This is a genomic window from Paraburkholderia sp. RAU2J (genome assembly GCF_003634845.1).
Taxonomy (GTDB): domain Bacteria; phylum Pseudomonadota; class Gammaproteobacteria; order Burkholderiales; family Burkholderiaceae; genus Paraburkholderia; species Paraburkholderia fynbosensis.
Map to the genome: position 1 here is coordinate 3,656,970 of NZ_RBXG01000001.1, position 11,954 is coordinate 3,668,923.

9 protein-coding genes are annotated in these 11,954 nt (G+C 62.5%); 1 reads left to right on the forward strand and 8 read right to left on the reverse strand.

Annotated elements, in window-relative coordinates; all coding sequences use genetic code 11:
- Positions 1–59: 59 nt before the first annotated feature.
- Genes B0G69_RS16650 through B0G69_RS16665 form a run of 4 tightly spaced genes read right to left on the reverse strand, consistent with a single transcriptional unit; the run spans position 60 to position 5,447 of the window.
- A complete protein-coding gene (locus tag B0G69_RS16650; protein WP_121318719.1) occupies positions 60–1,664 on the reverse strand; it encodes an AMP-binding protein in 1,605 nt (534 codons plus the stop codon).
- A 60-nt stretch (positions 1,665–1,724) separates the two neighbouring features.
- Positions 1,725–2,966 carry a thiolase family protein gene (locus B0G69_RS16655; RefSeq protein WP_121318722.1) on the reverse strand — a complete coding sequence of 414 codons (1,242 nt, stop codon included), beginning with the start codon at positions 2,964–2,966 and terminating at the stop codon, positions 1,725–1,727.
- 58 nt (positions 2,967–3,024) lie between these two features.
- Entirely contained in the window at positions 3,025–4,140 is a 1,116-nt protein-coding gene (locus tag B0G69_RS16660; protein WP_121318724.1) for a DUF5938 domain-containing protein, read from the reverse strand.
- A 50-nt stretch (positions 4,141–4,190) separates the two neighbouring features.
- Positions 4,191–5,447, reverse strand: a complete 1,257-nt coding sequence (locus B0G69_RS16665; RefSeq protein ID WP_121318727.1) for an acyl-CoA dehydrogenase family protein — start codon at positions 5,445–5,447, stop codon at positions 4,191–4,193.
- A 243-nt stretch (positions 5,448–5,690) separates the two neighbouring features.
- Between B0G69_RS16665 and B0G69_RS16670 the strand changes: the two genes are divergently transcribed.
- Complete coding sequence (locus B0G69_RS16670; RefSeq protein ID WP_241991337.1) at positions 5,691–8,429, forward strand: LuxR C-terminal-related transcriptional regulator; 2,739 nt, start codon at positions 5,691–5,693, stop codon at positions 8,427–8,429.
- A 36-nt stretch (positions 8,430–8,465) separates the two neighbouring features.
- Here the strand turns inward: B0G69_RS16670 and B0G69_RS16675 are convergent, their stop codons facing one another.
- The 4 genes from B0G69_RS16675 to B0G69_RS16690 all read right to left on the reverse strand — a co-directional run bounded on the left by B0G69_RS16675 (position 8,466) and on the right by B0G69_RS16690 (position 11,901).
- Positions 8,466–9,236, reverse strand: coding sequence for an SDR family NAD(P)-dependent oxidoreductase (locus tag B0G69_RS16675; protein ID WP_121318729.1), 771 nt, complete (start codon positions 9,234–9,236; stop codon positions 8,466–8,468).
- Positions 9,237–9,278: 42 nt separating this feature from the next.
- Entirely contained in the window at positions 9,279–10,481 is a 1,203-nt protein-coding gene (locus B0G69_RS16680) for a DUF445 domain-containing protein (RefSeq protein ID WP_121318732.1), read from the reverse strand.
- A gap of 83 nt (positions 10,482–10,564) precedes the next feature.
- Entirely contained in the window at positions 10,565–11,398 is an 834-nt protein-coding gene (phaZ, locus tag B0G69_RS16685; protein ID WP_121318734.1) for a poly(3-hydroxyalkanoate) depolymerase, read from the reverse strand.
- 86 nt (positions 11,399–11,484) lie between these two features.
- Positions 11,485–11,901, reverse strand: coding sequence for a phasin family protein (locus B0G69_RS16690; RefSeq protein ID WP_121318736.1), 417 nt, complete (start codon positions 11,899–11,901; stop codon positions 11,485–11,487).
- Positions 11,902–11,954 lie beyond the last annotated feature (53 nt).

Below are 11,954 nucleotides of genomic sequence, written 5' to 3' on the forward strand. Positions count from 1 at the left end.
GGTTCATATGCGGGTTATCCGCTGCGTCTCTGGACTTGCGGATGTCCTTGCGCAAAGCGTCACGCGCGCTCCGCAAACACGCTGCCGGGCTGCCCCTCGAACATGTCGACGAGATATCGTTCAAGTGGCTTTTCCGAGGCGGTCTTCGGTATTTCCGGGACCACTTGAACCCAGGAAATGACCGAACTCGCTTCCAGCTTCGCGCGGCAGGCGCGGAACACCTGTTGCGGGTCGAAGTCGTTGGCGCGTTTGGGCACCACGGCTGCCACCACGTCTTTTTCACCCGGCGCACCGGACGCCGCCTTCACGCCATAGACGTAGACGTCCTCGACCGCCCCCGACTCGGCGATCACCTTCTCGATCGGTGCCGGATTGATGAACTCGCCGTTGTGGCGAATCCCCCCGCCCTTGCGATATTCGAAGAAGAGCCAGCCGTTCTCGTCCTCGCGTACGACGTCGCCCATGTGCAGCCAGCCATCCTTGCACTTCTTCGCCGACGCCTCCGGATTGCCGAAGTATTCGACGTTGAACGGCGAACCGTCCGCCGGCCTGAACAGCAGTTCTCCCGGCACGCCCCGCGCGCAATCGTTGCCGTCGTCGTCGACGATTCGATGCTTGAGGATAGGCACTGGCTTGCCGATGCTGCCGACGGGGCCGGCGCCGAGCGGATTCACGGTAATTCCGCCTTCCGCCGCGCCGTAGAATTCGACGATCCGAGCGCCGAAGCGCGCCTCGAACGCATTCCAGATCGCCGCCGGCATCCCTGCGGAAATAACGAAACGCACGGGGTTGTTCGCGTCGTCCGGTTTCGCTGGTTCGCTGTAGATTGCCGTCGTCATGCCGCCAAGCAGCGTGAACGTGGTGCAGCCATATTTGCGGGCGATGTCCCACAGACGCGATTTCGTGAAGCGGCGCGACAGCACGGCGCGCATGCCTGCCGTAAGCGCTGCACCCAGCGTCACGATCTGGGCGTTGGCATGCGTGAGCGAGAGTCCCGAGTACGGCCGGTCATCGCAGACGTAACCAAACAGCGCCGACACCGCTGCCGACGTTGCGCAGTAACGTTGATGCGTCATCACGATGCCCTTCGGCTCGCCGGTCGTGCCGGACGTGAAGATCAGTTGCATCGCGCCGGCCGGGTCGCGAGCCATGACGGGTAAATCAGGAACGTGCGCCGGCAGCAACGCGCGCAAGGACGCGACACCGGGGCAATCCGCCTGCGGCTTCCCGCCCTCATCCGTTTCGAGCGCGATGATCCAGGATAGATGTGCAAGCGAACCCCGCACGGCCATGAGGTTATCGAGCGTGTAGTCGGCCGCGATCACGCCTCGGCATTGCGCGTGCTCGAGCATGAACGCGAGCTTGTCGCCCTTCGCGCGTGGATCGATCGGCACGAAAACGGTGCCGGAAATCGATGCGGCGACCATCGCTTCGACGAACTCCGCATGATTGGCCATCAGCAACGCAAAGTGTTCGCCGGGACGCAAGCCCTGATCGATCAGTACCTGCGCGAGCCGCTGGCCGTTCTCCCAGAGCTGCCGGTAGGTGCGCACCTCATCCGGCCGCACACCGGCTCCTTCGACAGTGAGCACGCCGAGATCCGGCATGGTCTCGACGCGGTTGGCGATCAACGCGGCCAACGTGGTTTCGGGTCTCGTGCTCATGGCACACACTCTCCTTTGGTTCCTTGCTGATGCTGTTCGGCTTTACGCGGCGCGTCGGTCTCATCGACCCAGAATCGTGATGCTGGCCACGGCCTCCTCAACACCGCACAGACCGCCGCCGTTTTCGGCGATCGCGATGCGCGCGTCCTCCACCTGGCGGGCTCCCGCCTCGCCGCGCAATTGCGTGACGAGCTCATGAATCTGGCCCAACCCTGTGGCGCCGATCGGATGTCCTTTCGATTCGAGGCCGCCGGACGGATTGATCGGAATCCGTCCTCCGATCGTGGTTTCGCCCCGTTCGGCGCAAACGCCACCTGTTCCCCGCTCGCACAACCCGAGCACCTCGGACTGGATGATTTCGCCGATGGCCGTCGCATCGTGTACCTCGGCGACCGACACGTCCTGCGGCGCGATACCAGCCTGCTCGTAGGCGCTCGATGAACCCAGCCGGACCAGATGCTCGTCAAGCGCCGCGGCCGGCCGATCGGTTCCCGTCTGCAGCACGGATGCGAGAACCCGGATGGCCCGCGAGCGCCGTCCCCTGAGCAATTCGAGCCCGGCCTCGCTGCATACGATCGCCGCCGCCGCGCCGTCGCTGACAGGCGAGCACATCGGCAGCGTGAGCGGATACGTGATCGGCGCAGCGCTGAGGATCTCTTCGATCGAGTAGGCCTGCTGATACTGCGCGAGCGGATTGTGGACGGAATGCCCGTGGTTCTTCGCGGACACGGCGGCGAACTGCCGCTGCGTGGTCCCGAACTCGCGCATATGCATGCGCCCCATCGACGCGTAGATGTCCATGAATACGCTGTAGGGCTTCGTCGATACGCTGCCCTCGGGCGGCTCGATGCCGTGGCCCATTTCCAGTAGCCTGCGCTTGCCGTTTTCCGTGTCGTGCACGTCCCACGCACCATCGAATGCGCTGAACGTGCGCGCCTTGTCCGGCGAGAACATCTTCTCCGCGCCCACCGCCAGTACGATATCGGCGGCGCCCGCCTTGACGTAGTTGACCGCGAGGTGAAACGCGGTGCTCGCGCTTGCGCACGCATTCTCGACGTTGATCACAGGAATCCTATCGATGCCCATTGCACGCAACGCGAGCTGGCCGCGGATCATATGCTGACCCTCCATATGCCCCTGCGTGGAATTGCCGAAAAACGCCCCTTGCACTTGTCTGCTGTCACAACCTGCGTCGGCGAGCGCATCTCCCACGGCCACGCGCGTGAGCTGCTTCACACTCGTGTCCAGGTGCTTGCCGAAGGACGTCATCCCAACGCCCGCGATGTACACTTCGCTGCTCATCTCGTCTCTCCACCACTGAGTTCCGGGTGCGGCGAGCGCACGGCGCCCGCCGCCGTTGTCATACGCTTTTCACCTCGTGTGCCAGATAGCCTTCTTCCGCCAGTGCGGCGACGAGGTTGCGTGCGCCGAACGCGCGCGCCGGTGACACAAAGCCGGTTGCATGCAGTTGCCCGCGTAGGACCCGGCGCGCGGCTTCCGCACCCAGTACACCCGTCTGCGCATACGGCGAATTGCCGCGCAGAATCACGCTGACCGAGTTCGTATTGCCTCGCCCCTGACACGAGAGCGTGCAGCGGTGGATGTCGGGGTCCTCGCGCCCGGGCTCGACCTGGGTCACGGCCTTGCCCCACTCGTTGGTGATCTCTTCCTGCCTGGCCGCATCGAGCGGGCGGCACTCTGCCTCGAACTTCTTCAACAGGCCGACCACGGCGTTAAAGCGCTCCTGGTTCCTGAACGACACGAGCGTCTGGCAATTGCGCACGCGCGGATCGTCTGCGTACCAGATCGGCTCTCCGCCGCCGCCCCAGGGCAATGCATTCAGCAGCACGTGCTCTCCTGGCACATGAACCTGATACGGCGTCGCCCATGGCCATTGCACCAGTTCATTGTTGGACAGGAAAAACTGCTGCTTCGTGCACATCCGCAGAAACGACATCGTCGACGCGACACTTACTTCGGAATTGGCGAGATAAACCAGGTCGAGCGTATCGATGCCCGGCGTCTCCAGCGCGATCTCGGTCGCCAGATTGCCTTCGGTCCACATGTACGAGTTGCCCGGACACAGTGCCAGATCTTTCGCCGCAAAAGCCTCGCCGTATGAGTGCTTGAGCAGCGACATCCAGTCGGTTTCGCCTGTCGTGTCGAAGTAATGGCAACCCGCAGCGAGGCTCGCCTCGACCACAGGTTGTCCCAGCTGCATGAACGGCCCGACGATGTTGATCACTGCCTTCTTGCCGCTGAAGAGTTCGGTCAACGCAGCCGTGTCATGCTGGACTCCTACGCACTGGTAGTCATGTCCGTCCAGTTCGGGCACCTTCGCCATTTCCTCTTCCAGCCGCTCCTTGTTGCGCCCCGCGGCGATAAAGGGGATTCCGCGCTCGGCCAGCTTCCACGCCGTCAATTTGCCCGTGTAGCCACTTGCGCCATACAGCACCACTTCGTATATCGTTGCCATTTCTTCGTCTCCTTCCGGTTTCATTGGAATGTGTGAGCGTCCCTTCTCGTTCAAAGCAGTTCCGGGTCGATCAGGTAGTAGCCGCCCTTGATCGCGAGGATTTCGTTGCAGCCGTCTTCGATCAGCGACGCGCGTGCATCGCGCCAGATCTTTTCGATCGGGTACTCCCGGGTGAGGCCGTTGCCGCAGAAAATCTGCAGGGCATCGTTGGCGACTTCGAAGGCGGTCTGGGTTGCCGTCACCTTCGCGGTCATCGCCGCATGCAGTGACGGTTGCGGCGCCGTGAAGTTGTAGTGCACGACGCGCTGCGAGAGCGCACGAGCCGCCTCTACTTTGCGGAACATGTGAAAGAGACGCGATGCAACCGACTGGTGCCGGATGATCGGCAAGCCGCCCTGCTTGCGTTCATGTGCATAGGCGAGCGCCAGTTCGAACGCGGCGCGTGCCGTGCCCGTGAACACAGTGGCCATGATCGCGTTGGCAAACGTGTGAATGGCGTAGACGGCTTCGAGGTACTGGTCGGGTCCGGCAAGGATGTGGTCCTTCGACAGTCTGACGTCTTCGAAGAAGAGCTCACCCTGGTTGAGCGGGCGCTGGCCCACCTTGTCGAGCGGCTTGCCGCGCGACACGCCTTTGGCATCCAGCGGAACGATGATCACCGCTCCGCGCTTCGTATCGACGCCGGAACCACTGTCCGCGGCGCAGTAGAGAATGCATACGTCCGCGACGATGCCATTGGACACCCACGCCGACTTTTGCCCGTTGATGATCACTTCATCGCCGCGCAACGTCGCCACGCAGTTGGGCCGGCCGTACGAGCCTTGCGGGTGAAAGATCATGCCGTTCGCGTCCAGCATGTCGGAGCCGTGATCGGGCTCTGTGATCGCCCAGCAGCCGAGCTTTTCGTCCGGTGAAAGCTCCCGGCAGAATGTGTTGCCAAACGACGCGCTCATCAACGCGGGCAGCAGCCCTGCGCCGTATGTGATGGCGAGTCCGGCATCGCCCCAGCCCAGTTCTTCGAAGAGGATGCACATCGTCTTCGCCCGCTCGGCGGGTTCGAGCTCCAGCAGTCCGTCGACGCCGAATCCGAGTCCGATGAATTTCTCGCGAGCCTCCCAGTACGGCGAGCCCGGCGCGATCACTTCTTCAGGCGTCATGCGGTCCAGCTTGATACCCACCGGACGCATCACTTCTTGTGCATAACGATGCACCGTCTGCTGGACCATCTGGCTCATTTCAGAGAACTCCGGCTCCGCGCCAAGCGGTCCGAGTTTGTGCGCTGCAACGTGATTCGATGCGGTAGACATGTCTCCTCCTTCGAGGTGGTTGGCGTATCATCGGGTGAACAGTGCACCGTACTGGCGCACGCCCGGTTAGCTGCCGCGAGCGGTGAGTCGGCGCACTGGACTGTTGTCCGGCTGCACTTCGATCTCCTCTATGGAATCCATAGTGACTGAGCGTGGCGCTGCGCAATATCCCCCGTACAGGGGAGCGCGATCGCATGGACGGGGGATGGCAGCCAGGGTTGACCCGAGTGCCCGGAGCCGCCGATGCAAATGACCGACGTGATAGCGCCAGGCAGGCCTTCTCTGCTTCTTGCCACGAAGCTTCTTCCACCACGCTTGCCGACGGGGTTGATCGATCGCCCGCGGCTGATCGAGCTGGCGGCGCTCGCCGAAGACAAGCGGCTCACGGTCATCAAGGCGCCCGCGGGTTTCGGCAAGACTTCGCTGGCGCTCGCGTGGCTCAACCGCCTGCGTACGTGCGGCGCGCACGTTGCGTGGCTCTCGCTCGATACAGACGACGACGAACCCGCCCGCTTTCTCCACCATCTCGCGCAGGCATTGCGGCACGCTTGCGGCAACGTCGGTGCATCGGCGATCGGCCTGACAGCCGAAGCCTCCCTCGTTCCCGCGCAGTCCATCGTGGCGACGCTGATCAACGAACTGGTCGAAGTCGATGACGAGGTCTATCTCTTCCTCGACGACTATCACCTGATCAGCCTTCCCGTCATTCACGATGTCGTCGCGTTCTTCATCGAGCACGTGCCGTCGCACGTGCATCTGGTGGTCTGCACCCGCGCCGATTCCACGCTTCCGCTGGCGCGCTTGCGGGCAAGGAATGAACTGCTGGAAATCGACGCCTCGACACTGCGCTTCAACTTCCAGGAAACGCAATGCTTTATCGAGCGCGAGTGTCCGGGCAAGCTGAGCGCTTCCACCATCAAGTCGCTGTTCGCGAACACCGAGGGTTGGGCCGCGGCACTACGCATTTCGGCTTCCGTGCTGGTACGCGAAGAATACAAACCGGGTTCGGAATCAGGCACGCCATCCGGCGCGTCCCGGCCGTTCGCGTCCTACCTCGAAGACATGCTGAAACGTCTGCCCGCGCAGATGGTCGAGTTCATGCTGCGCACGGCGATACTCGACCGGCTGAGCGCGTCGCTGTGCGAGGCGGTGACGGGCGCCGAGAGCAGCCAGTCCATGCTGGAAGCGATCGCCGCGCGCCAGCTTCTGCTGGAACCGATGGATGTGGAAGGGCACTGGTTCCGCTATCACCATCTGATGCAAGACTACTTGCGCCAGCGGCTGGAAACGCAGTACCGCGGCGAGGTGGCGGACGTGCACCGCCGCGCGTGTCAGTGGTACGCGCAACAGGAGCAATGGACGGACGCTGTCAGGCACGCAATCGCAGCAGGCGCGACCGACGACGCCATTTCGCTGATGGGCCGCTGCGCGATGGCGCTCGTCACGAAAGGCGATCTGCTCACGCTGCTGGGCTGGCAACGCCAGTTCCCGGCGCACCTGATGCGAGGGCAGGTGCAGGTCAGGCTGGCGATCGCCTGGGGAATGGCGCTGGCAATGCGCTTCGACGATGCGCTTGCGATGCTCGATGCACTGGAGCGAGACGCTGCCGCCGGCACGGGCACCGAGACTGAGCGCATCCATTGGGAATGTCAGGCGATTCATTCGGTGCTGGCTGCGTTGCAGGACGATCCGCAACGCGCGCTCGCTATTGCACAGCCATGTCTCGACCGGCCGTCGACCGATGTCTGGACCACCAACGTCGTTTCCAATGTTGTGCGGTTCGGGCACTGGAAAGCGGGTGACCTCGAAGCGCTTTATGCGACCCCCTGGATCCCCTATTCGATCGAGGAAGATCAGCGCAATGTGTTCTCCTCGGTGTACCGGCTATGCCTGCTTGGCCATGCGGAAATGCAACAGATGCACTTCGTACTTGCCGAACAGTATTTTATGGAATCGATGCGTCTGGCCGAGCGCTACTCCGGCCCGCAGTCCATCTCCGCCGCACTGTGCGCGCCGATGATCGCACAGATCCGGTATGAGCAAGGCCGCCTGGATGAGGCCGAAGCGCTCGTCCTCGATCTGATGCCGGTCGTCGATCTGGCCGCCTTGCTGGATAGCGCGCTGATTGCATATCGCCTGCTCATCCGGATTGCCATCGGGCGTTCCAATACCGCCGAGGCGTACGCGTTGCTCGACCGTGCGCAGGCCCTCGGGCACAGGCGAGGTTGGCATCGGCTGATTGCAGCAGCGCTCGTCGAGCGCACGCGCATGCATATCAGTGAAGGAAGGATGGCAGAAGCCTCGGCGTGCGTGTCCCAACTCGATGAACTCGCAGTTCGCGACCCGCAAGCATCCCCTCCCGTGTCAGCAGAGATCGACAACTATCGCGCGCTCGCCGCGGCCTGCATTGCGATGACCCAGAACCGGACACACGAAGCCGTCGAATGGTTGAACGCCGCACGGCGAAGCGCCGAATACCGACATGGCGACTACCTCGCGTTACGTTTGAGCACTGCGCTCGCACTTGCCCGGATGCGAGCGAATCAACGTAACGAGGCCATGGAAGTCTTTGGCGAGGTGCTGAAAGCGGGTGCGCCCGCAGGCATCTACCAGTCGATCCTCGACCAGGGGCCCGAAATCGGGCCGCTATTGCAGGCCGTGCGCGACGATACACGCAACACAGCGCAGACGAGGGGGATGGTGAATTACCTGGACCGTCTGCTTGACGGCTGGCGTGCGCTCCATCAACCCAACGGCAAGCGTCAACGGGATGCGGAACGCGAAGCGCTGAGCGCGAGGGAGCGCAATATCGTCGATCTGATCGCGCAGGGCCGGTCGAACAAGGAGATAGCTCGCGACCTCGGGATTGCCCCTGAAACGGTCAAATCCCACGTCAAGAGCATTTTCGTGAAACTGGCGGTCGACAAACGCGCGCATGCCGTCGCACGCGCGCAAGCGCTGGGGCTGGTCGGGCATAGCTAGACCCGGCATTGTGCGGTGAACTGACACATAGGGCCGCTATTTTGGCGGCATCCGCACCGCCCCATCGAGGCGGATCACTTCCCCATTCAGCATCAGGTTGCCGAGTACATGCGCCACCAGGCTCGCGAACTCCAGGGCGCGTCCGAGACGCGGCGGGAACAGGACGTTTTGTGCCAGCGCGTCGCGCACGGTCGGTGAAACGTCTGCCGCCATTGGCGTCTCAAAGACGCCGGGGGCGATCGTCACCACGCGGATGCCTGCGCGGGCCATTTCCCGGGCAAGCGGCAAAGTCATGCCGGCCACGCCCGCCTTGCTTGCCGCGTAGCACGCCTGACCAATCTGTCCATCGAATGCGGCGATCGACGCCGTGTTGATGATGACCCCACGCTCGCCTTCGATATCAGGCAGATTATCAGCCATCGTCTTTGCGGCCAGCCGGACGACGTTGAAGGTTCCAATCAGGTTCACCTCGACACCCTTGGTAAAGAGCGCCAGTGGATGGACCGTGCCATCCTTGCCGAGGACTTTGTGCGGGATAACGATTCCGGCACACTGAACGACGCCTTGCAGGCTCCCCCCGAGTTCGCGCGCGCTCGCAATGGCGGCCTCGACATCTGTTTCACTCGTCACATCGGTCGGGCAAAAGTGCACCTTTTCACCGAGCGCGGCGGCCAGTTGCAGGCCCGCGTCATGATTTAAGTCGGCGATGACTACGTTGGCGCCGCCCGCTGCAAGCATCTCGACAGTTGCGCGCCCCAACCCCGAACCGCCGCCCGTAACCAGAAAGGTGTTGCCGCAAATGTCCATGATTGTCTCTCCTCGAACGATGATTGAGCGAAGCGCACGCGTTCACCGCACCACGACGAACGTGGCAGCGTGAAGCAACACGCCCGCCATGCCACCGACCAGCGTGCCGTTGATACGAACATATTGCAGGTCACGGCCGATCTCCGCTTCGATTTTCCGGCTGACCTCCTGGGCGTTCCAGCTTTTCACGACCTCGGTGATCAGCGCCGGCAGTTGGCCGCGATAGCGCACGGCCAGCGAGTGGGCTACGTCGAGCCACCATGCGTTCAGCTTGTGCTGGATCGCGGGCGCGCCTGCGATGCCCTTGCCCAGTGAAACGAGCAAAGCGGTCGCGATGTCGCGTGCAACTGAGTACTCGCGCTCGAGATCATTTGCCACGTGCCGCCGGACGTTCTCCAGCAGCACGCGACAGTAGTCTCCATTCCTGAAATGCCGGATGCAATCCCGCATCAGCAATTTGCCGAAGCGGCGGTGTGCGCTCGAGGTCTGCAACTGCACGACGAGATCCAGCAAGGCGCTGTCGAACTGCCGCCGCAGCACATGATCCGGGTTGTCGGTCACTTCATGCACGAGCGCGACGATGCCTTCGACGAATCTGTCGACGATATAACCATCTAATCTGGCGGGCGTGTATCGCGAAGCCTCGCTGAATTTCGCCTTCAGCAAGCCCGAGTTGTTGACGAGCCACTGCTCCAACGCGTGAAGTCCTCGATCGACCAATGGCTGGTGCCGATCGCCGTCAGCGAAAATCTGCAGCCAGTGCCCGGCGGCGTGAGACAAATCGAACGTTCGCAGTCGCGGCATCACGATTCGATCGAAGAACCGCGCTACGTCTTCTTCGTCGATTGCGTTCAGCAATCCGGGCAGAGACTCGGCAACGGCATCCGCGACAGTCTCGCTGTTCGCCCCGTCGGCCAGCCATTGCGCCAGCGCCTTTGCGGCGTTGTGGTTCTTCAGCCTTCCGGTGACCAGGTCCGGTGCCAAAAAATTCTCGTCGACGAAATTGCCAAGGCTTTCGGCGATGCGTTGCTGGTTCTGCGGGATGATCGCCGTGTGCGGGATCGGCAGACCGAACGGATGCCGAAAAAGGGCAACCACCGCATACCAGTCCGCAATCGCCCCGACCGTGCCGGCCTCGGCAAACGATCGTAGCCACGCAAGCCATGGATACGCCGCCTGATGAACGGCGCACACGAGCAGCAGCACGATCATGCAAGCGAGCAGACATGTCGCGGCGCGCCGCATACGGGTCAAACGAAGTTCCTTGTGGTTCTCCCGTGTATCGGGTGAGGCGCGGCTTACGCTTCGATCGTCGCGAATCCGGAAAATCAAGTCCCCTCCTGACGAAGAAACCTGCGCACGACGGGTGCGACTTCTTTCGCTCGCGTAATGAGAAACAGATGACCGTCGTCAATGACATAGAGCGTCGCATTGCGGATGTGCGACGCAAGAATCTTGGCGTTGGACAAGGGCACGATGGGATCGTCGTTGCCGTGCATGACGAGCGTCGTCTGACGCAACGTACGGAGCCAGTGAAGACTGGTCCAGCCCCAGGCGGCCATCAACTGATAAATGTATCCGCGACCGCGCGGCGGCTGAATATGGCGGCTGTGCTCCTTGAGCAACCCCGGATCGCGCCGGTAAGCGCCACCGTAGATCTCCGGCCCGATCCGTTCCAGATAGGCCGGATCGGTATAACGCCTGGGACCGATCAGCTTCGACAGAACGGAGAATTTGGCCGGCATCATTAGAACACCCGGCGAAGTCGCAGCGAGGATCAGTCTGCGGCAGCGCACGGGATAATGCCGCGCGAACTGCTGCGCGAGCGCGCCGCCCCACGACACACCGAGCACATCGACGGGTCCGTCATGCCCCAGCCGCCGCAACAGCTTGTCGGCCAGCACGCAGAGTGTCGAAAACCGATAGGGCGCGAGAGGCGCCGGTGATCCGCCCACTCCGGGAATGTCGAAGATGATGACGCTGACATCGCCCAGTGCTTCGACGAATGGCTCGACAAGTTCCAGATTGGCGCCAATGCCGTTGAAGATCAGAAGCGGCGGGGAGGCGTCACTGCCATGCCGGACGCCGACGCGCACGATCTGGCCATCCAGATCGATCATCTGGATTTCCATGCTGCTGACTGACTCAGGACTGTTATTCATTTCTCCCATCCGGACACAAACTCCTCGCGACACGCTTCGTCATAGCATCGGCGCCACGCGGCGCCGTGCCGCTTTACTTTGCTGCGTTATCTCGCCGGTTGCAGGAGTGCCTTCAACTCCTCGACATTCTCGGCTACGCGCTTCGAGATCACCACGTAGCTGTCAGCCTGGGCGCGATACGCCGTTTCGGCGAGTTCCTGCATGTCCGACAGCGCCTTGTGCAACGCCTGTTGCACCGCTTCGCCCGCGGCCGGCTTGCTCTGCGATCCGCTCTGCTGCGCGACCAGCGACTGGAGCCGCGTCATCGTCGCGCTCAAAATCTCCATCTGTTTCTGACCGAGCGACTGCATGCCCGTCAGCGCCGTGGTGTTGGCGGCTGCCAGCGCCTCGATGTCCTTGCGGCGCGACTCCAGAATGGCGCTCGCGTCGATTCCGGGCAGCTTGAACTGCTTGATGAGTTTGATGTATTCAGCAAAAAGGGTGTTGGGATGGGTTGATTCCATAATCGGTTCTCCAGACAAAGTATGTTGATTCAATGACGGCCACGCCGCCAGCG